Consider the following 25,753-nt stretch of genomic DNA (forward strand, 5'->3'; position numbering starts at 1 on the left):
ATGGCCTCACGTGGACCGGACGAGACCCGGAGACTGTTCGGCCGGCGCCGACGGGCGGCTCGCCGTCACACCGTCGTGCGCGTGCTGCTCGCGAGCGCGGTGGTGGCGGTCCTGCTCGCAGGGGCGTGGGTCGTCGCCTTCTCCTCGCTGCTCGCCGCCGACGACGTGGAGATCACCGGCACCGACCAGCTGACGAAGACCGAGGTGGAGGCCACGGCCGACGTGCCGATCGGGCGGCCCCTCGCCCGGATCGACCTCGACGCGATCGAGGAGCGGGTCCGGTCACTGCCGCTCGTCGAGTCGGTGGAGGCCTCGCGCTCGTGGCCCGGCACGGTGCGGCTGCGCGTCACCGAGCGCACCGCCGTGGCCTGGGCCGAGATCGACGGCGAGATCCGCGGCATCGACCGGTTCGGGGCCAGCTTCCGCCGCTTCGACGAGCCGCCCGCGCTCACCCAGATCCGGGTCGACACCCGCGATCCGCGGGACCGCCAGCAGGCCTTCGAGGGCCTGGGCGCGGTCGTGGCGACCCTGTCGTCCTCGGCGCCGGACCTGCTCGCGGCGATCGCCTACGGTGAGGCCCAGACCCAGGACTCGCTCACGTTCGAGCTCGCCGACGGACGCAGCATCCGGTGGGGGAGCGCCGAGGACTCGGCGCGCAAGATCGAGGTCGTCTCGGCCCTGCTCGGCTCGGTCGACGCCGCGGAGTACGACGTCAGCGCACCGGAGCAGCCGACGACTCGCGAGTGACCAATTCGGCGCGCGCGCCGTCGGCGTGTCGCGCCGATCCGCCCGGGGCGCGACCCGTACCGTCGGACACGAACGAGGTTGACATAACTACAACCCTCTACTAGAGGGTCAGGGTTTTTCTCCTCCTCGGTCTGCTCCCGACTCGAACCCCAGACGCACACCCACCCTCGTGGTGGACCTCGCCCGGAAGGAACCCCATGGCGGTCCAGAACTATCTCGCCGTGATCAAGGTCGTCGGCATCGGCGGCGGTGGCGTCAACGCCGTCAACCGCATGATCGAGGTGGGGCTCAAGGGTGTCGAGTTCATCGCGATCAACACCGATGCCCAGGCCCTGCTCATGAGCGACGCCGACGTCAAGCTCGACGTCGGCCGCGACTCCACCCGCGGTCTCGGTGCCGGCGCCAACCCCGAGATCGGCAAGCGTGCCGCCGAGGACCACGCCGAGGAGATCGAGGCGGCGATCAAGGGCGCCGACATGGTCTTCGTCACCGCGGGCGAGGGCGGTGGCACGGGCACCGGGGGAGCCCCCGTCGTCGCCCGCATCGCGCGCTCCCTCGGGGCGCTCACGATCGGTGTCGTCACGCGCCCCTTCAAGTTCGAGGGCCGCAACCGGTCGGGCCAGGCCGACGCCGGCATTCAGGCGCTGCGCGAGGAGGTCGACACCCTCATCGTGATCCCGAACGACCGGCTGCTGTCGATCAGCGACCCCAACGTCAGCCTGCTGGACTCCTTCCGCCAGGCCGACCAGGTGCTCCACCAGGGCGTCTCGGGCATCACCGACCTGATCACGACCCCCGGCCTGATCAACCTGGACTTCGCCGACGTCAAGTCGGTCATGTCCGACGCCGGCTCGGCGCTCATGGGCATCGGTTCGGCGCGCGGTGAGTCGCGCGCGGCCGTCGCGGCCGAGATGGCCGTCTCGAGCCCCTTGCTGGAAGCCTCCATCGAGGGCGCGCGCGGCGTGCTGCTGTCGATCGCGGGCGGCTCCGATCTCGGCCTGTTCGAGATCAACGAGGCCGCGGGTCTCGTCGCCGATGCCGTCCACCCCGAGGCCAACATCATCTTCGGCGCGGTCATCGACGACGCGCTGGGTGACGAGGTCCGTGTGACGGTCATCGCCGCCGGCTTCGACGGTGGGGAGCCCAAGGCGCGCGACTCCTCGCAGCCGGCCCTGCTGCGTGACGGGGGTGCGCCGACCGCCCCGTCGACGCCGGAGCAGGCGCCCGCGGCGCCGGCGGCCCCGGCGGCCGGTCCGCTCAAGCCCGACCCGCACCTGGACGGCCCGCTGGAGCCGGTCGAGGTCGAGTACGACGACGACCTCGACATCCCTGACTTCCTGCGCTGAGTGTTCCTGTTCCACGAGCGCCTCGACCACGGTGTCGAGGTCGCGTTCACGGGGTCGGACCGCGACCTGCGTGACCCGGACGTCTACCCCGAGCTCGCCCGCGAGCTGGGGGTGGACGTCGTGGGGGCGGTGCACCAGGTGCATGGCCGCGAGGTCGTCGCCGTCGACGCCGCGCGTCCGATCCGAGGTGGTGAGCTCGACCTCGAGCTGGCTGACGCCGATGCCGTCCTGGTCGATCGACCCGGTGCGGCCGTCGCGCGCGCGGCCGACTGCGTGCCGATCGCCGTCGTCGACCTCGATGCGCCCCAGGGCGCGGTCGTCCACGCCGGACGCGTCGGGCTCGTCGCCGGTGTCGTGCCGGCGGCGGTGAGCGCCCTGCGCGCCCGTGGTGCCACGCGGCTGCGCGCCTGGGTCGGTCCCCGGGCGTGCGGCCGGTGCTACGAGGTCCCCGAGGCCATGGCGGCCGAGGTCGAGGCCGTCGTGCCGGGCACTCGGTCGCGCACGGTCCGCGACACCCCGGCTCTCGACATCGGCGCCGGGGTCATCGCCCAGCTCGTCGCCGACGGGGTCGAGGTCGTCGACGTCGGCGGCTGCACGATCGAGGACCCGCGCTTTCACTCCTACCGGCGCGACGGCGACGGCGCCGGCCGGCACGGGGTCGTGGTGGTCGTCCGATGAGCGGGCGCCGGGAGGAGCTTCGCGGCCGCCTGGACGCGGTCCAGGCGCGGATCGCGGCCGCCTGCGATGCGGCGGATCGCGACCCGCAGGAGCTCACGCTCGTCGTCGTCACCAAGACCTACCCGGCGTCAGACGTCACGCTGCTCGCCGAGCTCGGGGTCACCGACGTCGGCGAGAACCGGCACCCGGAGGCGGGGGAGAAGGCCGCCGAGGTCGCGGCGCCGCTGCGCTGGCACTTCATGGGGGGCCTGCAGACCAACAAGGCCGGCGCGGTCGCCCGGTACGCCGACGTCGTGCACTCGGTCGACCGGGCCAAGCTCGTCGCCTCGCTGGGCCGCGGGGCCGCGGCGGCCGAGCGTGACCTCGAGGTGCTCCTCCAGGTCGATCTCGGACCCGAGTTCGGTCGTCCCTCGGACGTCCGCTCCGGCGCGGCCCCGACCGACCTCGCCAGCCTGGCCGACGCCGTGGCCCAGACCGACCGTCTGCACCTCGGGGGCGTCATGACGGTCGCGCCGCTCGACGTCGACCCGACTCCGGTCTTCGAGCGGCTCGCCGCGCTGTCGCAGCGCCTACGGGCCGACCACCCTGGGGCCGTCACGATGTCGGCGGGCATGAGCAACGATCTCGAGGCGGCGGTCGCGGTCGGCGCGACACACCTGCGTGTCGGACGCGCGATCCTCGGTGAACGACCGCCGCTCGGGTAATGTCACGCTTGTGATTTGAGTCAATTCTCAGGTCACGACCACGAACCACGGTGGCGGTCCGACCGCACCAGACACACGAGGGGCAGTCATGGCTGGCGCAATGCGAAAGATGGGCGAGTATCTCGGCCTCGTCGAGCAGGCCGACTACGACGACGTGTACGACGACGAGCCGACCTCGGCGCGCGAGAGCCGCGCCGCCGAGCCCGCTGCCCCGGTGCGCGAGCCCCGCGCGGCACGCACCCCTGCGGTCATCCGTCCGGCCGCCGTCGCTCACATCGACGACCGCCGGCGTCGCGAGGTGAGCTCGGCCGACACCGAGCTGACCCGCATCGAGACGGTCACGCCTCGCACCTTCAACGACGCACGCGTCGTGGGCGAGAACTTCCGCAGCGGCGTTCCGGTGATCATGAACCTCACCGAGCTCGACGACTCCGACGCCAAGCGCATGGTCGACTTCGGCGCTGGCCTGGTGTTCTCGGTCCACGGAGCGATCACCCGCGTCACGGCTGGTGTCTTCCTGCTCACCCCGGCGAATGTGGTGGTGTCCGACGAGGACAAGCAGCGCATCGCCGGCGGTGGCCTCTACGACCACAGCTGACCACGTATGCCTGCTGGCATTGCCGACATCGTCCTGCTGGTCCTCTGGATCGCGATCGTCCTGCTCCTGGCGCGGTTCGTCATCGAGTGGGTGCAGGTCTTCGCCCGCAACTGGGCCCCCAGTGGTTGGGTGGCCGTTCTGTGCGAGGGCATCTACTACGTCACCGACCCGCCCCTGCGGGCGATCCGCCGCGTCATCCCGCCGCTGCGGCTCGGACAGGTCATGCTCGACCTGTCTCCGCTGATCCTGCTCATCGTCATCCAGATCCTCATGAGTGTGGTGCGTGCCACCAGCGCCTGAGCGACTCGTGGGGCAGGTGTGGCAGGAGTGGATGATCGACCGGTACCGTAGGATCGACCGGAAGTCTCAACCCGACCATGAGGTGAACTGATGCCCCTGACTCCTGAGGACGTGCGCAACAAGCGCTTTACTCCCGTGCGCCTGCGCGAGGGATACGACATGGGAGAGGTGGATCAGTTCCTTGACGAAGTCGAGTCCGAGCTGGAGCGTCTCACTGTCGAGAACGACGAGCTGCGGGCGAAGGTCGCGGCCGCCTCGACCGGCGAGCCCACCGGTCTGATCCCGCAGGTCGCGCCGCCCGCGCAGGAGGCTCCGGCCCCCGCGGTGAGCGCGCCTGAGCCCACCCCCGAGCCGGCGAAGGAGCCCGCTCCCGTCGCCGAGGCTCCGGCTGCCCCGGCACCGGCGGCCAAGCCGTCCGTCGCCGACGCCTCGTCGGCCGCGGCGCGCCTGCTCGAGATCGCCTCGACCAACGCCGACCAGCTCATGGAGGCGGCCAAGGAAGAGGCCGACCGCATCGTGGGCGAGGCGCGGGCCAAGGCCGAGCGCCTCGAGACCGAGTCGCGCGGCAAGGCGGACCGTCTCGAGACCGACGCCCGCATCCGCGCGCAGAAGCTCGACGACGAGACCAAGCAGCGCCGCGAGCAGGCGCTGTCGGCCATCGAGCGTGAGCGCTACGAGGTCCAGCGTGAGGTCGAGCACCTGCGCGCCTACGAGCGCGAGTACCGCGCGCGTCTGAAGAACTACTTCCAGACGCAGCTCGAGCAGCTCGCCTCGTCGGACAACACCCCCGAGGCCAGCGCCGCTCCGGCGAGCAACGGCTCGGGCGAGCAGGCGCCGCGCCGCATGCGCTCGCTGCTCGGCGACGACGACGTCTGAGACGTCCCCGGTCGGAAGCACGAGGGGCCCTCACCAGCGCGAGCTGGTGAGGGCCCCTCGTCATGTCGGGGGGGCGGCGGTCAGGCCTTCGTGACGGCGAAGCCCAGGCCGATCTCGTCGTCGGTGAACGGCAGGCCCGCGGGGTCGTCGGCCTGCGTGACCTCGAGCGCCAGGACCTCGTCGGCGATCTCGGCGCCATGGACGTCGATGGCCTCGGCCACGGCGGCGGTGCCGGTCCAGCGGAGCGTGATGCGGTCGCTGATGTCGAAGCCGGAGGACTTGCGGGCCTCCTGCACGGCACGGACGACCTCGCGGGCCAGTCCGGCGCGGCGCAGCTCGTCGTCGAGCTCGAGGTCCAACGCGACGGTCTCGCCCTGGTCGTTCACGACCGACCAGCCCTCCCGGGGCCGCTCGGAGATCACGACGTCATCGAGCGTGATCTCGACGGTCTCGCCGTCGACCTCGAGCCGGCGCGCGGCGCCGCCCTGCAGCACGTGGGCGAGCTCGGCCGGGTCGTCCGCCGAGATCGCCTCGGCGACACGGGGGGTCTGCTTGCCGAACCGCCGACCGAGGGCCCGGAAGTTGCCCTTGACCGTGTAGTCGACGAGGTCGCTGTCGCCCTCGCCCAGCCGGTCGAAGCCGCGGATGTTGAGCTCGTCCCCGATCTCGCGGAGCAGCTCCTCGCCCAGCAGCAGGTAGGACGCGGACGGGACCAGCGCGCGCCGCAGCGGCTGGCGGATCTTGACCTTGGCCTCGGCGCGGGCTGCGCGGCCGAGCTCGGTGACCCGACGGGCGAGCTGCACGCGCTCGTCGAGGCCGTCGACGACCAGCGAGTCGTCGGCCACCGGCCACCCCGCCAGGTGGACCGAGCTCGTCGCGGACGGATCGACCGGACGCACGACGTCCTGCCAGACCCGTTCGGTGATGAAGGGCACCAACGGGGCCATGAGGCGGTTCAGGACGTCGATCGTCTCGTGCAGCGTGGCGAGGGCTGCCGGGTCTCCGGCCCAGAAGCGGCGACGCGAGCGACGCACGTACCAGTTCGACAGGTCGTCGACGAACCGCGCGATGCGTGCGCCGGCCGCCTGGGTGTCGAACTGCTCGAGATCGCTCGTGACGTCGGCGGTGAGGACCTGCAGCTGCGACAGCACCCAGCGATCGAGCACGTCGCGCTGCGCCGGCTCCGGCGCGCCCTGGGCGGGGGACCACCCGGCCGCGCGGGCGTAGAGGACGTGGAAGGCCACGGTGTTCCAGTAGGTCAGCAGGACCTTGCGGACGATCTCGGTGAGCGTGACGTGGCCGATGCGCCGGGCAGACCACGGCGATCCCGAGCACGCCATGAACCAGCGCAGCGCATCGGCTCCGTGCTCGTCCATGAGCGGCATCGGCAGCAGGATGTTGCCCAGGTGCTTGCTCATCTTGCGGCCGTCCTCGGCCAGCAGGTGGCCCAGGCACACGACGTTCTCGTACGACGACCTGTCGAACACCAGGGTGCCGACCGCCATGAGCGAGTAGAACCAGCCACGGGTCTGGTCGATCGCCTCGCAGATGTACTGCGCCGGGTAGGCGCGCTCGAACTTCTCGGTCGAGCCCGGGACGTGCGGGTAGCCCCACTGGGCGAAGGGCATCGAGCCGGAGTCGAACCAGACGTCGATGACCTCCGGCACCCGGCGGTAGGTGCCGGGCTCGCCGTCGACGGTGAACGTGACGTCGTCGATGAAGGGCCGGTGCGGGTCGAGGTCGGTGACGTCGCGCCCGGTGAGCTCGGAGAGCTCCTTCAGGGACTCCACGCACACGAGCTTCGACGGATCGGCGTCGTTGCGCCAGATCGGCAAGGGCGTGCCCCAGAAGCGCGAGCGGGAGAGCGCCCAGTCCTGGTTGTTGTCGAGCCAGTCCCCGTAGCGACCGTGCTTGATCGTCTCGGGGAACCACGCCGTGCCCTCGTTCTCGGCGAGCAGCTGGTCCTTGATCTGGGTCGTGCGGATGTACCAGGCCGGCAGCGCGTAGTACATGAGTGGCGTGTGGCAGCGCCAGCAGTGCGGGTAGGAGTGCTCGTAGTCCAGGCGCCGGAACAGCAGGCCTCGCGCCTGGAGGTCCGCGACCAGCGCCGTGTCGGCCTCCTTGAAGAAGGCGCCGCCGACGAGCGGCACGTCGGGCTGGAAGTGGCCGTCGGCGGTGATCGGGTTCACGACCGGCAGGCCGTACGCCCGGCAGACCTCCATGTCGTCCGCGCCGAAGGCGGGGGACTGGTGCACCAGACCGGTGCCGTCGTCGGTCGTGACGTACTCGGCCAGCACGACGAAGTGGGCGTCCGGGACGTCGACGAGCTCGAAGGGACGCTGGTAGGCCCACCGCTCCATCTCGCGGCCCTGGAACGTCTCCTCGACGGTCCAGTCGTCACCGAGCGCCGTCGGCACGAGACCCTCGAACACGATCACGCGGTCGTCGCCGTTGCGGGCGATCGCGTAGGTGTAGTCGGGGTGCACCGCGACCGCGGTGTTCGACACCAGCGTCCACGGGGTCGTGGTCCAGACGAGCAGGTCGACTCCCGCGTGGGGGCCGCTCGTGAGCGGGAACCGGACGTAGACCGAGGGGTCGACGATCGTCTCGTAGCCCTGCGCGAGCTCGTGGTCGGACAACGTGGTGCCGCAGCGCGGGCAGTACGGCGCGACGCGGTGGGACTCCACGAGCAGGCCCTTGTCGAAGATCTGGCGCAGCCCCCACCACACGCTCTGGACGTACTCGGAGTCCATCGTGCGATAGGGGTGGGCCATGTCGGTCCAGTAGCCCATGCGGTCGGTCATGTCCTCGAACTGACCCACGTTGCGCAGCACGGCCTCGCGACACCTCGCGTTGAACTCGGCGATGCCGTAGGCCTCGATGTCGGGCTTGCCGTTGAAGCCCAGCTCCTTCTCGACCGCGATCTCGACGGGCAGCCCGTGGCAGTCCCAGCCGGCCTTGCGCTCCACGAGGTGGCCCTGCATCGTCTTGAACCGGGGGAAGACGTCCTTGAAGACCCGCGCCTCGACGTGGTGCGTGCCCGGTACGCCGTTGGCCGTGGGCGGGCCCTCGTAGAACGTCCACCGGGGCGCGTCGGCACGCTCGGTCAGGCTCGCCCCGAACGTGCCCTCGGACTCCCACAGGTCCAGGATCTGCCGCTCCAGCCCGGGGAGGTCGATCTGCGCGGGAACGGCGCGGTAGAGCGGGTGTTCGGTGGGGGCGGACCCGGTGTCGGGCGTGGCGGGAGAGGTCACACGCGCGATTCTACGGAGCGGCCTTCGAGGCCCGGGCGGCGAGGCGAAGTTGCCACGCTTGGCACGGCGGTCTACTGTCCGGCCCATGCCGAAGTCGACGCTCCTCGTCCGCAGCGATGAGGACCCATGGTCCGAGAGTGAGCTGGCGGAGGTCAGGTCGGAGCTCGAGGGCGATCTCGGCCGTCTTCGAGGTGAGCTTGAGCAGACGGCCCGCGATCTCGCCGACCTGCTCGACGACGGCTCCGAGGGCGCCGGCAACGACCAGGCCGACGTGGGCTCCAAGGGGCTGGAGCGTGATGCCGAACTGTCCCTGCGCGCCAACCAGCAGGAGCTGCTGTTCCAGACCGAGAAGGCCCTGGGCCGGCTCGCCGACGGCACGTACGGCCAGTGCGAGTCGTGCGGCCAGGCGATCGGCAAGAACCGTCTGATGGCCTTCCCCCGCGCCACCTTGTGCATCCCGTGCAAGCAGCGCGAGGAGCGACGCTGAACGCTGGGGCTCCCGGGAGCCACGTGGCGCGCGGCCGACTCCTGGTCGGGTTCGGCGCCGGCGTGGTCGCCGCGTGGGGGCTGGACCAGGTCACCAAGATCTGGGCCGTGGCGCGGCTGGAAGGATCGGAGCCGATCCGGCTCGTCCCCGACGTCCTGGAGCTGCGATTCCTGCGCAACCCCGGGGCCGCCTTCGGCCTCGGCACGTCGATGACCGTGTTGCTGACGATCATCGCGATCGGCGTGGCGGTCGTCGTGGTGCGACTGGCGCCCCGCCTGCACGACGGCGTGTGGCGTCTCGCGCTGGGCCTGCTGCTCGCCGGCACCACCGGAAATCTCACCGATCGGCTCCTGCGCCAGCCCGAGCCGCTCAAGGGCCACGTCGTCGACTTCATCGACTACGGCGGCCTGTTCGTGGGCAATGTCGCGGACATCTACCTGACCGTCGCGGCCGCCCTGATCCTGCTGCAGTCCTGGCGCGGCATCGGGCTCGACGGTCGCCGCGACCTCGACCGACCCGAGACCGGCAAGCACGAGCGGACCGAGCCGGACGGCGCGCACCGCGCCGATCCCGACGGCCCCGACGCCCCCGACGGCACCCGGCCCGAGCCCGACGGGGGACACTAGGTCCGTGAGTGACCTCCGCGTGATCGCCGTGCCCGAAGGACTCGAGGGCGAACGCGTCGACGTCGCGCTCGCCCGGCTGCTCGGGCTGTCCCGCTCACGGGCCGCCGAGCTCGTGGCCGACGGGCACGTGCTCCTCGACGGGAACCCGCCGGCGAAGTCCGAGCGGGTCCTGGCCGGGGCGATCCTGGAGGCCACGATCCCGTCGGTCGCCCCGGTACGCGTCGAGGCGATCCCGGTCGACGACCTGACGATCGTGCACGAGGACGACGACCTGGTGATCGTCGACAAGCCGGTCGGGGTGGCCGCTCACCCCGGGGTGGGCTGGTCGGGCCCGACGGTGCTCGGCGCCCTGGCGGCGCGCGGCTACCGGATCTCGACCTCCGGGGCGCCCGAGCGGCAGGGCATCGTGCACCGCCTCGACGTCGGCACGAGCGGACTCATGGCCGTGGCGAAGTCGGAGCACGCCTACACCGTGATGAAGCAGTACTTCCGTGACCGCGTGGTCGACAAGACGTACCACGCGCTGGTGCAGGGTCATCCCGATCCGCACACCGGCACGATCGACGCACCCATCGCGCGGCACCCGAAGCACGACTTCAAGTTCACGGTGCGCGACGGTGGCCGCCCGAGCGTGACCCACTACGACACGCTCGAGGCCCACCGGTACGCCTCCCTGCTGACGGTCAAGCTCGAGACGGGGCGCACGCACCAGATCCGCGTGCACCTGAGTGCGCTCAAGCATCCGTGCGTCGGTGACCCGCTCTACGGCGCCGACCCGACCTTGTCGGCCAAGGTCGGTCTGGAGCGTCAGTGGCTGCACGCCGTGGGCCTGGGCTTCGTCCACCCGCGGACGGGCCTCGCCGTCGACTACACCTCGCCCTACCCCCAGGACCTCCAGCAGGCGCTGGACCTGATCCGTTCGCTGGACTGAGCCACGGCGCACCGAACCTCCGACCTCCCAGGGGGACGCAATCTGAGGGTTCGTGGTCGCTGTGCCGGCGGGTCCGAGGGGTTGAGGGTGCTCAGGCACCCTCAACCCCTCAGACCCGCGTCGCTCCGCACCGCCGAGAACGGTCATGCGAGCGACGATCCGGCCAAATCTCGTCGGTTCGAGCGAAAATTGTCCGTCTCCTGCGGCAGTCTGACCCCATGTCCGACATGATCCGCGCGACCGGTCTGGTCAAGCGCTACAAGAACACCACCGCACTGGCCGGGCTCGACCTGATCGTCCCCGAGGGCACGGTGCTGGGGCTGCTGGGTCCCAACGGGGCCGGCAAGACCACGGCGGTGCGCATCCTGGCCACCCTGCTGCAGCCTGACGAGGGCACGGCGGAGGTCGCCGGCGTCGACGTGCTCGCCGATCCGATGGGTGTCCGGGCACGCATCGGCCTGTCGGGCCAGTACGCCGCGGTCGACGAGCACCTCACGGGCTTCGAGAACCTCGAGATGGTCGGCCGGCTGTACGGCATGAGCCGGCAGACGGCGTCGGCGCGGGCGCGGGCGCTGCTCGAGCGCTTCGACCTGGTCGAGGCCGGCGACCGTCCGTCCAAGACCTACTCCGGAGGCATGCGTCGGCGGCTCGACCTGGCGGGTGCCCTCGTGGCCGAGCCGCCCGTGCTGATCCTCGACGAGCCCACCACGGGCCTCGATCCGCGCAGCCGTCAGCAGATGTGGGCCGTCATCCGCGACCTCGTCTCCGACGGCACCACGTTGCTGCTCACGACGCAGTACCTCGAGGAGGCCGATCTCCTCGCCGACGACATCGTCGTCATCGACCACGGCCGGGCCATCGCCCAGGGCACGGCCGACGAGCTCAAGTCCCGCACCGGTGGCGAGCGGATCGAGGTCGTCGTGGCCGACGTCGCACGCCTCGACGACGCCGTGCGCGCCCTGGCCGTCGTGGCCCACGGCGAGGTGCAGGCCGATCCCGCGCGGCGGTCGGTCACGGCCGCCGTCGAGGACGACGGGGCATACCGCCTCATGCGGGTCCTGCAGGCCCTGAGCGACGACGGTGTCGAGCTGCTCGACGTCGGGCTCCGGCGTCCCACCCTCGACGACGTCTTCCTGACTCTCACCGGGCGCGTCGCCGAGGGCGACGACGCCGCCGGCTCCACGACCGAGGAGGTCTCCGCATGAGCACCACCCCCACGAGCACCGGCCCCACTCGCACCAGCCCCACGGGCACCAGCCCCGTGCGCGCGCTCACCGACGGCTGGGTCGTGGCCAAGCGCAACGTCATCAAGATCAAGCGTGTGCCGGAGATCCTGGTCTTCGTGCTGCTGTCGCCGATCATGTTCGTGCTGCTGTTCGCGTACGTCTTCGGGGGAGCGATCGACCCCGGCGCCGGGCTCGACTACAAGGAGTTCCTGATCGGCGGCATCTTCGCCCAGACGGTCGTCTTCGGGGCCACGTTCACGGGGGCCGGTCTCGCCGAGGACATGCAGAAGGGCATCATCGACCGCTTCCGGTCGCTGCCGATGTCGCGCTCGGCCGTCCTGGTGGGGCGCACGACCAGCGACATCATCTACAACGTCCTCTCCCTGGCGATCATGGCGCTCACGGGCCTGCTGGTGGGCTGGCGGGTCCGCGAGGGCGTGCTCGACGCGCTCGCGGCGTTCGCGCTGCTGCTGCTCTTCGCCTACGCGATCAGCTGGGTCATGGGCTACATCGGCCTGCTGGTGCCCAGTGTCGAGGTCATCAACAACGCCTCGTTCCTGGTCATCATGCCGCTCACGTTCGTGTCCAACGCGTTCGTGCCGACCGAGAGGTTCAACAGCTTCCTGCGTCCCTTCGTGGAGTGGAACCCGGTCTCGGCCGTCACGCAGGCCTGCCGCGAGCTGTTCGGCAACACCTCGGCCGCGGTCCCGGTCCCGGACGCCTGGTCGATGCAGCACCCGGTCCTGTACACGCTGCTCTGGGTCGTCGGCATCCTGATCGTCTTCGTGCCGCTGTCGGTCCGGCAGTACCGCATCGCCAGCAGTCGCTGAACCCCGTCAGCGCACGCAGGGGGCCACGCGTCCGCGAGTGGCCCCCTGCGCGCGCCACACCGCCCGCGCCCGCCCTGCCACAATGGCCCGATGAGCGTGGTGCGACAGTCCGAGAAGCTGCGAGACGTCCTGTACGACATCCGAGGTCCGGTCAGCGCCCGGGCCGCTCGGCTCGAGGCCGAGGGGCACCGCATCCTCAAGCTCAACATCGGCAACCCGCAGCCCTTCGGCTTCGACGCGCCGGCGGAGATCCTGCAGGACGTCATCGCCGGCCTGCCCGGGTCAGCGGGCTACTCCGACTCCCGCGGCATCCAGTCGGCCCGGCGCGCGGTCGTGCACCACTACCAGCTGATCGACGACTTCCCGCCCCTGGACATCGACCAGGTCTGGATCGGCAACGGGGTCTCCGAGCTCATCCAGATCGCGCTGCAGGCCCTGCTCAACAACGGCGACGAGGTCCTGATCCCGATCCCCGACTACCCGCTCTGGACCGCCGTCACGAATCTCGCCGGCGGCACGCCGGTGCACTACCGGTGCGACGAGGACAACGAGTGGAATCCCGACCTGGCCGATCTGGAGGCCAAGATCACCGATCGCACCAAGGCGATCGTGGTGATCAACCCCAACAACCCCACGGGTGCGGTCTACTCCCAGGCCACGCTCGAGCGCATCGCCGAACTCGCCCGCCGTCACGACCTCGTGCTGATGGCCGACGAGATCTACGACAAGATCCTCTACGGCGACGCCGTGCACCATGCGATGGCCGCGATCGCGCCCGACGTGCTGACCCTGACGTTCAACGGGCTCTCCAAGGCCTACCGCGTGTGTGGCTACCGGGCCGGGTGGCTGGCCGTCACGGGTCCGCTCGAACGCGCCCGCGACTACCTCGAGGGCATCACGCTCCTGGCGTCGATGCGCCTGTGCCCCAACGTGCCGGCGCAGAACGCGATCCAGGTCGCGCTCGGCGGCTACCAGTCGATCCGCGAGCTGATCCTGCCCGGCGGCCGGCTCCTCGAGCAGCGCGACACAGCAGTCTCGGAGCTGCGCAAGATCCCGGGCGTCACGGTCGTGGAGCCGCGCGGTGCGCTGTACGTGTTCCCGAGGCTGGACCCCGAGATGTACCCCATCAAGGACGACCAGCAGTTCGCACTCGACCTGCTGGAGTCCGAGAAGATCCTGCTGACCCAGGGCACGGGGTTCAACTGGCCCGATCCGGACCACCTGAGGATCGTGACCCTGCCGTGGTCGCGTGATCTCGCCGAGGCGATCGGGCGCATGGGGGAGTTCCTGTCGACGTATCGGCAGGCCTAGCACATTAAGGGGTCAATTCACCGTCGCCGGGGCCATCTCGCGGCTAACATGAACCGCACGCTCCTCCACCCCCACGGAATCAGGACGCCGGTGAGTCACCCCCACGACAGCGACGAATCGATCCTGCGCCTCGCCATGACCTCGCTCGAGGGCGATGCCGAGCCCGAGCAGGACGCCCCACGCCGCGTTTCCTCCGCCCGAGACCTCCCGTCGTTGCGACGCTCGGCCGCCGGTGGACGACGACGTTCGTCCTCGCGGCCCGAGGAGCCTGTGACCACCGCACCTGTCCGCGCCGGCCGCCGTGCCTCGGACGTCCCGGTCGACACTGCCGCGCGCCTCGAGGTCGCTGAGCTCACCCACCGCGTCGCCGAGCTCATGACCGAGCGGGAGTCGCTGCAGCGCCGTCTCGCCGAGGGTGCCGACGAGGTCGACGCTCTCCGCCTCCAGACGCAGCGCCTGGAGGGAGAGGCCGAGGACCACCGGGCGACGATCGCCCGCCTGGAGTCCCAGGTGCGGGTGATCGGGGACGACACCGTGGCGCTGCGCGCTGTCCGGCAGCAGCTCGAGCACCAGGACCGTGAGCTCGCCGAGGCGCGCCGGAGCCTCGCCGAGCGTCAGCGTGATCTCGACGAGATCGCCGCCGACCTCGTCGAGGCGGCACGCCGCGCGGAACGGGCCGAGCGCGAGAACGCCGAGCTGCGCCGCACGAGCGTCGAGGACGCCGCGACGGCCGCCGAGGTCGAGGATCGCCAGGAGCGCGCCGCGGCGGGCCTGCGGGCCGAGCTCGCGGGTGCTCGCGCGTCGATCGACGACCTCGAGTCCCGGGTCAGCTCCCTGCTGCGATGCCTGTCGGACCGCGACGACGAGCTGGCGGCAGCCGCCCGTGCCTCGGCGGACCTGGCCGCGGCGCGCGCTGCGATCGACGACCACCAGATGAGGGCCGAGATCCTCAGCGGCCAGGTCGCCGCCCTGCAGGACGAGCTCGTGGCGGCCGAGGAGCGGCATGCGGCCGAGGTCTCCGCCGTCGTGGCGGAGTTCTCGGCGCTGCGCCGCGTCTGAACGGGTGCGGCGGCACGCGCCGAAGGCGTGGCGACGCGGACCGGTCGGTGGGCTCGACTAGGCTGACACCCTCCCGCGACCGTCCGTCGTGCGGGAGCCCGTGACCCGCCGAGACCCACGTCCCGGCCCTGCCGTGAGGAGGCCGTCCACGCGATGTCGAGCGACTCGTCCTTCGTGCACCTGCACGTCCACACCGAGTACTCGATGCTCGACGGAGCGTCCCTGCTGGACGGCCTGTTCGAGCGCACGGCGCGCCTCGAGATGCCCGCCATCGCGATGACCGACCACGGCAACCTCCACGGTGCGTACGACTTCTGGTCCAAGGCGCGTCAGCACGGCGTCAAGCCGATCATCGGGCTCGAGGCCTACCTGACCCCGGGCACGCACCGTTCCGAGCGCCGTCGCGTGCGCTGGGGCAAGGGCGACTCCGAGGAGGAGGGCGGCAACGACGTCTCCGGGGGCGGCTCGTACACGCACATGACGATGCTGGCCACCAGCACCGAGGGCATGCACAACCTGTTCCGGATGTCGTCGCTGTCGAGCCTCGAGGGGTACTACTTCAAGCCCCGGGCCGATCGCGAGCTGCTCAACCGCTACAGCCAGGGCATCATCGCCACGACCGGATGCCCCTCGGGAGAGATCCAGACCCGCCTCCGGCTGCGCCAGTACGACGAGGCCAGGGCCGCCGCGGCCGAGTTCCAGGACATCTTCGGCAAGGAGAACTTCTTCCTCGAGCTCATGGACCACGGGCTCTCGATCGAGAAGGTCGTGCGCGACGACCTCCTGCGGCTCGGCAAGGAGCTCGGCATCCCGCCCGTCGCCACCAACGACTCCCACTACAACGCCCCCGAGGACGCCGACGCGCAGGAGGCGCTGCTGTGCGTCAACTCGGGCAGCCGGCTCTCCGAGCCCACGTACGCCCAGGGCGGCAAGCGGTTCGCCTTCGACGGGGGTGGCTACTACATCAAGTCGGCCCAGGAGATGCGCGCGCTCTGGGAGGACTCCTACGGCATGAAGGAGGCGTGCGACAACACCCTCCTGATCGCCGAGCGCTGCGACATGGAGTTCAGCGAGAACACCGGCGGCTACATGGCCAAGGCCGACGTGCCCGCCGGGCACACCGAGGAGTCGTGGTTCGTCCAAGAGGTCTGGCGCGGCATCGAGGCCCGCTATCCCGGTGACGCGCTGACGCAGGACGTCCGCGACCGCGTCGAGATGGAGCTCGAGGTCATCAAGAGCAAGGGGTACTGCGGGTACTACCTCGTGGTGGCCGACTTCATCAACTGGTCCAAGGAGAACGGCATCCGCGTGGGCCCGGGTCGTGGGTCGGGCGCCGGGTCGATCGCGGCCTACGCGCTGCGCATCACCGATCTCTGCCCGCTCACCCACGGTCTGATCTTCGAGCGCTTCCTCAACCCCGAGCGCCCGTCGATGCCCGACTTCGACATCGACTTCGACGAGCGTCGCCGCACCGAGGTCATCAACTACGTCTCCCAGAAGTACGGCTCGGAGCGAGTCGCCTACATCGCCACCTTCGGCCGCATCAAGTCCAAGCAGGCCATCAAGGACGCCACCCGCGTCTTGTCGTACGACTTCCCGCTCGGTGAGAAGATCACCAAGGCGCTGCCCGCCGACATCATGGGCAAGGGCGTGCCGCTCGGTGATCTCTTCAACGACCAGCACCCGCGGTACAACGACGCCAAGGAGTTCCGGGAGATGCACGCCCAGGACGCCGAGGTGCGCACGATCTACGACACCGCGATCGGGCTCGAGGGCCAGATCCGGCAGTGGGGCGTGCACGCGGCCGGCGTCATCATGAGCAGCGAGCCGCTCATCGACATCGTGCCGATCATGCGGCGCGACCAGGACGGCGCGATCATCACCCAGTTCGACTACCCGATGTGCGAGGCGCTCGGGCTGGTCAAGATGGACTTCCTGGGCCTGCGCAACCTCACGGTGCTCGACGACGCACTCGAGAACGTCCGGCTCAACCGCGGGATCGAGGTCGTGCTGGAAGATCTCACGTTCGACGACCCCGCCACGTACGAGCTGCTCTCGCGCGGTGACACGCTCGGCGTCTTCCAGCTCGACGGCGGCCCCATGCGCGCCCTGCTGCGCAGCATGCGCCCGGACAAGTTCGAGGACATCTCCGCGGTCGGCGCGCTGTACCGCCCTGGGCCCATGGGCGCGGACTCCCACAACAAGTACGCCCGGCGCAAGAACGGCCGCGAGCCGATCGAGCCGATCCACCCCGAGCTCGAGAAGCCCCTCGAGACCGTCCTGGGCGAGACCTACGGCCTGATCGTGTACCAGGAGCAGGTCATGGAGATCGCCCAGGTCCTGGCCGGCTTCAGCCTCGGACAGGCCGACAACCTGCGTCGAGCCATGGGCAAGAAGAAGAAGTCCGAGCTCGACAAGCAGTACGCGGGCTTCCAGGCCGGCATGCTCGAGCGCGGCTACTCGCAGCAGGCCATCACGGCCTTGTGGGAGATCCTGCTCCCGTTCTCCGACTACGCCTTCAACAAGGCGCACTCGGCGGCGTACGGCGTCATCAGCTACTGGACGGCCTATCTCAAGGCCAACTACCCGGCCGAGTACATGGCGGCGCTGCTCACGAGCGTCCGCGGCGACAAGGACAAGTCCGCCATCTACCTCAGCGAGTGCCGGCGCCTGGGCATCCAGGTGCTGCCGCCCGACGTCAACGAGTCCCAGGCGAACTTCGCCTCGGTCGGCACCGACATCCGGTTCGGTCTGACCGCGATCCGTAACGTCGGCGAGAACGTGGTGGCCGGCATCATCGAGGCGCGCGAGGAGAAGGGTGCCTACACCGGTTTCGCCGACTTCCTCGACAAGGTTCCGCTCACGGTGTGCAACAAGCGGGTCCTCGACTCGCTCATCAAGGCGGGGTCGTTCGACTCCCTGAACCACGGTCGCCGCGCCCTCGTCACGATCGCCGAGGAAGCGGTCGATCAGCACCTCGACCTCAAGCGCAACGCCGCGATCGGCCAGGACTCCCTGTTCGGCGGGCTCGACGACGACGGTGGCGGTGGTGGTGGGGTCTCGATCACGATCCCGCCGGTCCCGGAGTGGGACAAGACCCAGCTCCTGGCGTTCGAGCGCGACATGCTCGGCCTCTACGTCTCCGACCACCCGCTGCTCGGGCTTGAGCACGTGCTCCAGGCGAGCCGCGACGTCGCGATCGTCGACCTCGTCACCGACACCGAGCGGCCGGACGGCTCGATCGTCAAGCTGTGCGGCCTCGTGACCGGCGTGCAGCGGCGGCTCTCCAAGAAGGGCGACACCTGGGCCTCGATCACGCTCGAGGACCTCGAGGGCTCGGTCGAGGTCATGGTGTTCCCGGCGGCGTACGCCCTGGCGGCCGACCTGCTCCGGGCCGACCAGGTCGTGGCCGTGAAGGCACGGATCCGCCGCAAGGACGAAGGTCTCGACCTCATGGCGACCGAGGTCACGATGCCGGCCATGAGCGTCGGCGGGAGCGAGGCGCCGATCGCGGTCACGATGCCAGTGGCACGCTGTACGGCAGACATGATTGCGCGCTTCAAGCAGGTGCTCGCCGCCCACCCCGGGGCCAGCGAGGTCCATCTGCGACTCGTCAGCTCCTCGGGTACTCGCGTCATGCGCCTCGACCGCGCGTATCGCGTGACCCAGTCGTCGTCGCTCATCGCCGACCTCAAAGAGCTCCTCGGCCCGAACTGCCTCGCATGAGGTGGCCGCTCAGCGTGCTCCTCACCACGGTCCTGACCGGGGTCGCCGGCGCCGTCATCTGGGTCCAGGTCGCCGAGCCGGCTCGCTGGACCGTGGCCGACGGAGGTCTGCAGATGGGGCAGGAGGCCGTCTCCGCCGAGTTCGGCGTCTCCTTGGCCTTCGCGGTGGTCGGCCTGGGCGGCGGCCTGCTGCTGGGCTTCCTCCTGGGGGTGCTGGCGCGTCCGGTGGGCTGGCCGCTGGTGGTCGTCGCGGCCGGGGCCGGGGCGGTCGCCACCCTGGTCGCGTGGCAGCTCGGCATGATCTGGGGTCCGCCGGACCCCTCCACCGTCAGCGGTGTGACGACGGGCGAGACCGTCCCCGACGAGCTCGCCGTCACGGTCCCCGCGGCGTTCCTCACGTGGTCGATCGCCGCGATCGCCGGCCTGCTGCCGGGCCTCGCCCTGAATCCGTCGGCACGGGCCGACGCGCGCGCCGAGGAGCGGCGTTGGCGTGAGGTCGCGGCCTCAGCGACCCACGGCCGCCACGATCCCCTGGGTGAGGTCGATCAGGTCCCGCGGTGACAGCTCGACGTCGAGTCCGCGACGCCCGCCCGAGACCAGCACGGACTCCCAGAGCTCGGCGGTCTCGTCGATCACGGTCCGGTGTCGGCGCTTCTGCCCGATCGGTGAGATCCCGCCCAGCACGTAGCCCGTGGCGCGTTGCGCTGCCGCGGGATCGGCCAGCTGGGCGCGCTTGGCACCGAGCGCTGACGCGGCGGCCTTGAGATCGACCGTGCCGCTCACCGGCACCACGACCACGGCGAGGCTGCCGTCGGCCTCGATCATGAGCGTCTTGAAGACACGGTCAGGATCCACGCCGAGGGCCTCGGCGGCCTCCAGCCCGTACGACGTCGCCCGCGGGTCGTGCGCGTAGGCGTGCATCGTGAAGGCCACCTCGGCGGCCCGCAGCGCCTCGGTCGCCGGCGTCCCTGCGCTCGTCACGGCGCCGCCGTCGTGGTGCCGGCGGGAGCCGCACGTTCGATCACTGCGCGCACCGCCAGGCCCAGCACCAGGGCCCAGAACGCACCGCCGACGCCGGCGATCGTGATGCCGGACGCGGCGACCAGGAAGGCCACGGCCGAGCTCGTGCGGTGCTCGGTGTCGTCGAGTGAGCCTCGGATCGCGGCGGTGAACGCCGCGAGCAGGGCCAGCCCCGCCACGGACTCGACGATGCCGGGCGCGGCCGACGCCGACAGTGCCACGAGCGCGGCCGATGCCGGAGCGAGCACCAGATAGGCCACCCCGGCGGTGGCCGCGGCGATCCAGCGGCGGTCCCGCGGCCCGGCCCCGTCACCGGCGGTGAGCGCGGCCGACAGCGCCGCGAGGTTCATCGCGTGCCCGCCGAAGGGTGCGACGACCGCGGTCCCGGCCCCGGCCGCCACCATGCTCGGAGTCCACGGGACCCGGAAGCCGAACGACGCCATGACCGCGACACCAGGGATGTTCTGGGACGCCATCGTCACGACGGTCAGGGGAATCGCGATGCCGACGACGGCGGCGACGGTGAACGACGGGGTCGTCCAGGTCAGGCTCGGGACGAGGTCGGCCGCCGGCACCGACGCGCCGCTGGTGCGCAGATCGGTCGCCATGACGCCGAGCGCCACGACGAACGCGATCGGCACGGCCCACACCGGCAGCCACCGGGTGGCCACGAGCCAGACCACGAGGATCGGAGCGATCAGAGCGGGGGAGTCGGCCACGGCGACGAACGGGGCCAGACACAGCTGCAGCAGCACTCCGGCCAGCATCGCCTGGGCCAGGGGCACGGGAATGCGCCCGATCAGGCGCCCCAGGGCCGGGACCAGCCCGGTCAGGGCCAGCAGCACCCCGGTCACGGCGAAGGCGCCCACGGCGGCGGACCACCCCCCGTCGACCGTGCCCGTGCTGACCAGCAGCGCGGCACCCGGGGTCGACCACGCGAACGAGAGCGGCAGTCGCGTCCAGGTGGCCAGCGCGAGCATCACCAGGCCGAAGACGAGGCAGAGCGCCACCAGCCCACTGGCCGCCTGCGCCGGGGTCGCTCCCACCGCTCGCAGACCCGCGATGACGACCGCGAACGACGAGGTGAATCCGACGAGCGCGGCGACCAGGCCGGCGACGACGGGCGCGCGGACGCCCCCGGCGTCGGCGAGTGGCAAGGGCGCGTCGGACACGGCGCGAAGCCTACGCCGCCGCCTCCGTAGACTTCGCTGCGTGCTCCGACGTCTCGACCTGCGCCAGCTGACCCCCCACGCCCACGAGTGGCAGCGGGTCTACGGCCATGCCGTACCGCGCGCCGAGGTCGACGTCGACCAGGCGCTCGAGGCGGTGCGGCCCATCTGCGAGGACGTCCGCGCGCGAGGAGCCGACGCGGTCCTCGACGCCGGCGAGCGCTTCGACGGCGTCCGCCCCGCGCAGCTGCGGGTGCCGGCAGACGTGCTCACCGCGGCGCTCGCGGACCTCGACCCGGAGATCCGCGCGGCGCTCGAGATCTCGATCGCGCGCCTGCGCGTGACGTGCGAGGCCGAGCTCGAGCACTCCGTCACCACCACGGTCGCCGACGGTGCGGTCGTGGAGCGCCGGATCGTGCCGATGCAGCGCGTGGGTCTCTACGTGCCCGGAGGCCTCGCGCCGCTCGTCAGCACGGTCGTCATGAACGCGGTCCCGGCCCAGGTGGCCGGCGTCTCCGGCATCGCGCTGACGAGTCCGCCGAGCCGCGATCACTGGGACGGCGCCGGGTGGCCCCACCCCTCGATCCTGGCGGCCTGCGCCCTGCTCGGCGTCGACGAGGTCTACGCCGCGGGCGGTGCCCAGGCGCTCGCGATGCTCGCCTACGGCGCCGGCGACTGCGCGCCGGTCAACCTCATCACCGGACCGGGCAACATCTACGTCGCGGCCGCCAAGCGCTACCTGCAGGGCACCGTCGCGATCGACTCCGAGGCGGGTCCCACCGAGATCGCCGTCATCGCCGACGCGAGTGCCGACGCCGACCTCGTGGCCTCGGACCTCGTGAGCCAGGCCGAGCACGACCCGATGGCGGCCTCGGTGCTTATCACCGACAGCGAGGACCTGGCCGACCGGGTCGATCAGGCGCTGCTGGGTCAGGTCGAACGTGCCGCGCACGTCGAGCGGATCCGCACGGCACTGGCGGGCCGCCAGTCGGGCACCGTGCTCGTGCGCGACCTCGACCAGGCGGTGCAGGTGGCCAACGCCTATGCCGCCGAGCACCTCGAGATCCAGACCGAGGACTCGGCCGGCGTCGCGAGTCGGATCGTCAACGCCGGAGCGGTCTTCGTCGGCTCGTTCAGCCCGGTCTCGCTCGGCGACTACGCGGCCGGCTCCAACCACGTGCTGCCCACGGCCGGGTGCGCCTGCCACTCCTCGGGCCTGTCCGTGCGGGCGTTCTGCAAGAACATGCAGGTCATCACCTACTCCGAGGCGGCCCTGCGCGAGGTCGGCCCGCACGTCGTGACCCTGGCGGAGGCCGAGAACCTGCCCTCCCACGGTGCCGCCGTGTCGATCCGGCTCGCTCGCTGATGAGCGTCCCGGACTGGGTGCCGCTGCGCGAGGAGCTGCGCGGCGAGGAGCCGTACGGTGCGCCGCAGATCGACGTGCCGGTGCGCCTCAACACCAACGAGAACCCGTACGGTCCGAGCGAGGTGGCGGCCGACGACATAGCGGCCTCGGTCCGCGCGGCCGCGCTCGGCCTCAACCGGTACCCCGACCGCGAGGCCTGGGGCCTGCGCACGGCGCTGGCTGACTACCTCTCCCGCGAGGTCGCCGGGCTCGACGCGACCCGCGTGTGGGCGGCCAACGGGTCGAACGAGGTCATGCAGCAGATCCTGCAGGCCTTCGGCGGTCCCGGACGCACGGCGCTGTCGTTCGCGCCGACCTACTCGATGTACCCCGAGTACGCCCGCAACACCCACACGCGGTGGGTCGCCGGTCAGCGTCGTGAGGACTTCGGCATCGACGCCGGCGCCGCGGTGGCGCTGATCGAGGCCGAGCGGCCCGACGTCGTGTTCCTCACCTCGCCCAACAACCCCACCGGCACCGCCCTCGACCCGGCGCACACGCGCGCGGTGCTGGAGGCCGCGCCGGGCCTGGTCGTGGTGGACGAGGCCTACGCCGAGTTCCGCCGGGCCGGGACCACCTCGGCGCTCGAGCTGCTCGCGCAGTTCCCCCGCCTGGTCGTGACCCGCACGATGAGCAAGGCCTTCGCGCTGGCCGGAGGCCGGCTCGGCTACCTGGCCGCCGACCCGGCCATCGTCGACGCGCTGCGCATCGTGCGTCTGCCGTACCACCTGTCGTCGGTCACGCAGGCCGCGGCGGAGGCTGCGCTGCGCCACGCTCCAGAGCTCCTGGCCCAGGTCGACGGGCTGCGCGTCGAGCGCGACCGCACGGCCCAGCGGCTGAGCGACGACGGCTTCACGGTGGCCGAGTCCGACGCGAACTTCGTGCTGTTCGGCACGTTCGCCGACCGCCACGAGGTGTGGCAGGGCCTCGTCGACCGCGGAGTCCTGGTGCGCGAGACCGGACCCCTAGGATGGCTGCGCGTCTCGATCGGCACCCCCGACGAGATGCAGGCGTTCCACACCGCACTCCAGGAGGTGACCGATGGCCAGGCACGTTGACCCTGTGGCCGTGAGCGATGCGCGCGGTCCGCGCACGGCCCGGATCGAGCGGAAGACCTCCGAGTCGCACGTCGTCGTCGAGCTCGATCTCGACGGCACCGGCCAGCACGACATCTCGACGGGTGTCGGCTTCTACGACCACATGCTCACCGCCCTCGCGCGGCACTCGCTGATCGACCTCACGGTCAAGACCGAGGGTGATCTGCACATCGACGCCCACCACACCGTCGAGGACACCGCGATCGGCATCGGTGAGGCCCTGCGCGAGGCTCTGGGCGACAAGTCCGGCATCCGTCGCTACGGCACGGCCACGGTGCCGCTCGACGAGGCCATCGCGACGTGCACCGTCGACGTGTCCGGTCGCCCCTACTTCGTGCACACCGGCGAGCCCGAGCGTCAGATCACCGTCGTGATCGGCGGTCAGTACTCCGGGTCGCTGACCTCGCACGTGTTCGAGTCGATCGCGCACCACGCCGGGCTCACGCTGCACATGACGCTGACCGCCGGCCGCGACCCGCACCACATCGCCGAGTGCCAGTTCAAGGCCCTCGCACGGGCGCTGCGCGAGGCCGTCGAGGTCGACCCCCGCGAGACGGGCATCCCGTCCACCAAGGGCGCGCTGTAGTGGCTCTCCCCACCGTCGCGGTCCTCGACTACGGGTCGGGGAACGTGCGCTCGGCCGTGCGCGCGGTCGAGCGGGCGGGCGCGGACGTCACGCTGACCGCCGACCCCGCGGTCGCCTTCGAGGCCGACGGGCTGCTGGTGCCGGGCGTCGGTGCGTTCGAGGCGTGCATGCAGGGGCTCTCGGCGGTCGGTGGTGAGCGGCTCGTCGAGCGCAGGCTCATCGCCAACCGACCCGTGCTCGGCATCTGCGTCGGCATGCAGATCCTGTTCGCCGAGGGCATCGAGCACGGGGTGCGCACGGCCGGCTGCGGTCAGTGGCCCGGCACGGTGGAGCGCCTCGAGGCCCCGATCGTGCCGCACATGGGCTGGAACACGGTCGAGCCGCCGGCTGGGTCCCGGATGTTCGCCGGACTGGAGCAGGAGCGCTTCTACTTCGTGCACTCCTACGGGGTGCGTGAGTGGGACATCGCCCCGGGTGGTCCGGTCAAGCCCCCCGAGGTGACCTGGACCTCCTACGAGGGTGACCGGTTCGTCTCGGGAGCGGAGCAGGGTCCGCTGTGGGCCACGCAGTTCCACCCCGAGAAGTCGGCCGATGCCGGCCGCCGTCTGCTCGAGAACTGGATCGCGACGCTCTGATGACGCCGGCCGAGATCGACGTCGACACCTGGCTCGAGCACGCCGCCGACCCGGAGCTGACCGAGCTCGACGCACTCCTGGCCGCCGCCTTCGCCGGAAGGTCGCGCCGACTCTGGACCGGGGTCTTCTGGGGTGGGTCCGAGCAGGAGATCATCGGCTACGGCGATCTGGTCCAGAGCCGGCCTCGCGGACCGGACGTCGAGTGGTTCGTGGTCGGTCTGGCCCGACAGAAGAAGCACCTGAGCCTGTACGTCAACGCGGTCGAGGACCGTCGCTACCTCGCGCAGGTGTACGCCGACCGGCTCGGCCGGGTCAAGGTCGGTGCCGCCAGCCTGGGTTTCGGCTCCGTGGCCGATCTCGACCGCGACGTGCTGATCGAGATGCTCGCCGAGGCTGCGCGGCTGACCGCCGAGACCAGCTAGCCGATCGCGCCGGCGATCGCGCGACCGAGGTCGTCGGGGCGGGAGAACTGCGGCCAATGACCCGTGGGCAGCTCCACGACGGTCAGGTCGCGCAGTCGCGGCAGCTCGGCGAAGTAGTCGACGCCGGCCGCGACGGCCTCGCCGATCTCCTCGCGCGTGAAGGTGCAGCTGACGATCGTGACCGGGACGTCGTATCGACGGTCGTCGGACAGCAGCTGCTCGTCGCTCGCGGCAGCGGCCGGATGCGGCACGGCGCGGTGTCGGAACTCGTGGAGCGCGGCGTCGTCGAGCCCGTCGAGGTCCTTCGCTCCGTCCTGGCGGAAGAGGTCCCACGGTGGGAGCGGGAGGTCGGCGCCCTCGGCGGGAAGGTGCGGGTTGGTGCGGGCCCCGTGTGGGAGCGGGCCCGAGTCGACATAGACCGCCCGCGCGACGCGGTCCGGGCGCTGGTCGACCGCGGCGTGGATGACGGTGCCGCCACCGCTGTGGCCGACGAGCACGACCGGCTCGTCGTGGCGATCGATCTCGGCCACGACTGCGGCGACGTGCTCGCCCAGCCCGATGCCGGCGCGGTCGGTCTCGACCGACTCCAGACCGGGCAGGGTCAGCGACACGACCTCATGGCCGGCCTCGAGAAGTGGCGGGAGGGTGTCGTCCCAGGAGTCGGCGTGCAGCCAGAACCCGGGCACGAGGATCACGATGCTCATGGCGACGACGCTACGGC

The 25,753-nt window shown here is 71.1% G+C and carries 25 protein-coding genes; 21 read left to right on the top strand and 4 right to left on the bottom strand.

The features are described 5' to 3' along the window. The 7 genes from KAG51_RS02780 (at position 1) to KAG51_RS02810 (ending at position 5,249) form a co-directional block, all read left to right on the top strand. On the top strand, positions 1-747 hold the full coding sequence (locus KAG51_RS02780) for an FtsQ-type POTRA domain-containing protein (RefSeq protein WP_290580394.1): 747 nt from the start codon (positions 1-3) through the stop codon (positions 745-747). A 197-nt stretch (positions 748-944) separates the two neighbouring features. Then, positions 945-2,093 (top strand): cell division protein FtsZ, encoded by a 1,149-nt coding sequence (gene ftsZ / locus KAG51_RS02785; RefSeq protein WP_290580396.1) that lies wholly within the window; start codon positions 945-947, stop codon positions 2,091-2,093. Further along, complete coding sequence (locus KAG51_RS02790; protein ID WP_290580398.1) at positions 2,094-2,771, top strand: polyphenol oxidase family protein; 678 nt, start codon at positions 2,094-2,096, stop codon at positions 2,769-2,771. Beyond that, a complete protein-coding gene (locus tag KAG51_RS02795) occupies positions 2,768-3,475 on the top strand; it encodes a YggS family pyridoxal phosphate-dependent enzyme (RefSeq protein ID WP_290580400.1) in 708 nt (235 codons plus the stop codon). The genes KAG51_RS02790 and KAG51_RS02795 overlap by 4 nt, the downstream gene beginning before the upstream one ends. A gap of 88 nt (positions 3,476-3,563) precedes the next feature. Then, complete coding sequence (gene sepF / locus KAG51_RS02800) at positions 3,564-4,073, top strand: cell division protein SepF (RefSeq protein WP_300232488.1); 510 nt, start codon at positions 3,564-3,566, stop codon at positions 4,071-4,073. A 6-nt stretch (positions 4,074-4,079) separates the two neighbouring features. After that, complete coding sequence (locus KAG51_RS02805; RefSeq protein WP_290580402.1) at positions 4,080-4,373, top strand: YggT family protein; 294 nt, start codon at positions 4,080-4,082, stop codon at positions 4,371-4,373. A 90-nt stretch (positions 4,374-4,463) separates the two neighbouring features. Continuing rightward, a complete protein-coding gene (locus KAG51_RS02810; protein WP_290580404.1) occupies positions 4,464-5,249 on the top strand; it encodes a DivIVA domain-containing protein in 786 nt (261 codons plus the stop codon). Between the two features lie 80 nt (positions 5,250-5,329). Here the strand turns inward: KAG51_RS02810 and ileS are convergent, their stop codons facing one another. Continuing rightward, positions 5,330-8,428 (bottom strand): isoleucine--tRNA ligase, encoded by a 3,099-nt coding sequence (gene ileS, locus KAG51_RS02815; protein ID WP_290581237.1) that lies wholly within the window; start codon positions 8,426-8,428, stop codon positions 5,330-5,332. Between the two features lie 160 nt (positions 8,429-8,588). Between ileS and KAG51_RS02820 the strand changes: the two genes are divergently transcribed. The 9 genes from KAG51_RS02820 (at position 8,589) to KAG51_RS02860 (ending at position 19,259) form a co-directional block, all read left to right on the top strand. Then, entirely contained in the window at positions 8,589-8,990 is a 402-nt protein-coding gene (locus KAG51_RS02820) for a TraR/DksA family transcriptional regulator (RefSeq protein WP_290580405.1), read from the top strand. Between the two features lie 23 nt (positions 8,991-9,013). After that, complete coding sequence (locus KAG51_RS02825) at positions 9,014-9,616, top strand: signal peptidase II (protein WP_290580407.1); 603 nt, start codon at positions 9,014-9,016, stop codon at positions 9,614-9,616. 4 nt (positions 9,617-9,620) lie between these two features. Further along, a complete protein-coding gene (locus KAG51_RS02830) occupies positions 9,621-10,547 on the top strand; it encodes an RluA family pseudouridine synthase (RefSeq protein WP_290580409.1) in 927 nt (308 codons plus the stop codon). 218 nt (positions 10,548-10,765) lie between these two features. Next, a complete protein-coding gene (locus KAG51_RS02835) occupies positions 10,766-11,752 on the top strand; it encodes an ATP-binding cassette domain-containing protein (RefSeq protein ID WP_290580411.1) in 987 nt (328 codons plus the stop codon). Continuing rightward, complete coding sequence (locus tag KAG51_RS02840) at positions 11,749-12,603, top strand: ABC transporter permease (RefSeq protein WP_290580413.1); 855 nt, start codon at positions 11,749-11,751, stop codon at positions 12,601-12,603. Before KAG51_RS02835 ends, KAG51_RS02840 begins: the two co-directional genes overlap by 4 nt. Before the next feature lie 90 nt (positions 12,604-12,693). Then, positions 12,694-13,914, top strand: a complete 1,221-nt coding sequence (locus KAG51_RS02845; RefSeq protein WP_290580416.1) for a pyridoxal phosphate-dependent aminotransferase — start codon at positions 12,694-12,696, stop codon at positions 13,912-13,914. Between the two features lie 90 nt (positions 13,915-14,004). Further along, positions 14,005-14,973 (top strand): hypothetical protein, encoded by a 969-nt coding sequence (locus KAG51_RS02850; protein ID WP_290580418.1) that lies wholly within the window; start codon positions 14,005-14,007, stop codon positions 14,971-14,973. A 153-nt stretch (positions 14,974-15,126) separates the two neighbouring features. Continuing rightward, positions 15,127-18,699, top strand: coding sequence for a DNA polymerase III subunit alpha (gene dnaE, locus KAG51_RS02855; protein WP_290580420.1), 3,573 nt, complete (start codon positions 15,127-15,129; stop codon positions 18,697-18,699). Then, a complete protein-coding gene (locus KAG51_RS02860) occupies positions 18,696-19,259 on the top strand; it encodes a hypothetical protein (RefSeq protein WP_290580422.1) in 564 nt (187 codons plus the stop codon). Before dnaE ends, KAG51_RS02860 begins: the two co-directional genes overlap by 4 nt. On the opposite strand, the gene ybaK is transcribed toward KAG51_RS02860, so the two are convergent. Together ybaK and KAG51_RS02870 are read right to left on the bottom strand one after the other, a co-directional pair. Further along, the gene (ybaK, locus tag KAG51_RS02865; protein ID WP_290581239.1) at positions 19,203-19,619 is read right to left on the bottom strand and encodes a Cys-tRNA(Pro) deacylase; all 417 of its coding nucleotides are present in this window, start codon (positions 19,617-19,619) and stop codon (positions 19,203-19,205) included. The two genes, KAG51_RS02860 and ybaK, sit on opposite strands and share 57 nt — an antisense overlap. Positions 19,620-19,675: 56 nt before the next feature. Beyond that, a complete protein-coding gene (locus tag KAG51_RS02870) occupies positions 19,676-20,890 on the bottom strand; it encodes a benzoate/H(+) symporter BenE family transporter (RefSeq protein ID WP_290580424.1) in 1,215 nt (404 codons plus the stop codon). Positions 20,891-20,957: 67 nt separating this feature from the next. Between KAG51_RS02870 and hisD the strand changes: the two genes are divergently transcribed. From hisD to KAG51_RS02895, 5 genes are read left to right on the top strand one after another with little or no spacing between them, the layout of a single operon-like run. Beyond that, positions 20,958-22,253, top strand: a complete 1,296-nt coding sequence (hisD, locus tag KAG51_RS02875; protein ID WP_290581241.1) for a histidinol dehydrogenase — start codon at positions 20,958-20,960, stop codon at positions 22,251-22,253. Beyond that, complete coding sequence (locus KAG51_RS02880) at positions 22,253-23,350, top strand: histidinol-phosphate transaminase (RefSeq protein ID WP_290580426.1); 1,098 nt, start codon at positions 22,253-22,255, stop codon at positions 23,348-23,350. The genes hisD and KAG51_RS02880 overlap by 1 nt, the downstream gene beginning before the upstream one ends. 10 nt (positions 23,351-23,360) lie before the next feature. Then, positions 23,361-23,975: an imidazoleglycerol-phosphate dehydratase HisB gene (hisB, locus tag KAG51_RS02885; protein ID WP_290580428.1), complete on the top strand. Its 615-nt coding sequence runs from the start codon at positions 23,361-23,363 to the stop codon at positions 23,973-23,975. Next, positions 23,975-24,610 carry an imidazole glycerol phosphate synthase subunit HisH gene (hisH, locus tag KAG51_RS02890; protein WP_290580430.1) on the top strand — a complete coding sequence of 212 codons (636 nt, stop codon included), beginning with the start codon at positions 23,975-23,977 and terminating at the stop codon, positions 24,608-24,610. The genes hisB and hisH overlap by 1 nt, the downstream gene beginning before the upstream one ends. Beyond that, positions 24,610-25,032: a hypothetical protein gene (locus tag KAG51_RS02895; protein ID WP_290580432.1), complete on the top strand. Its 423-nt coding sequence runs from the start codon at positions 24,610-24,612 to the stop codon at positions 25,030-25,032. Before hisH ends, KAG51_RS02895 begins: the two co-directional genes overlap by 1 nt. Here the strand turns inward: KAG51_RS02895 and KAG51_RS02900 are convergent. After that, on the bottom strand, positions 25,029-25,736 hold the full coding sequence (locus KAG51_RS02900) for an alpha/beta fold hydrolase (RefSeq protein ID WP_290580434.1): 708 nt from the start codon (positions 25,734-25,736) through the stop codon (positions 25,029-25,031). The genes KAG51_RS02895 and KAG51_RS02900 overlap by 4 nt on opposite strands. Between the last annotated feature and the right edge of the window lie 17 nt (positions 25,737-25,753).

Source organism: Aeromicrobium sp. (genome assembly GCF_023146395.1).
In the GTDB taxonomy this organism is placed as follows: domain Bacteria; phylum Actinomycetota; class Actinomycetes; order Propionibacteriales; family Nocardioidaceae; genus Aeromicrobium.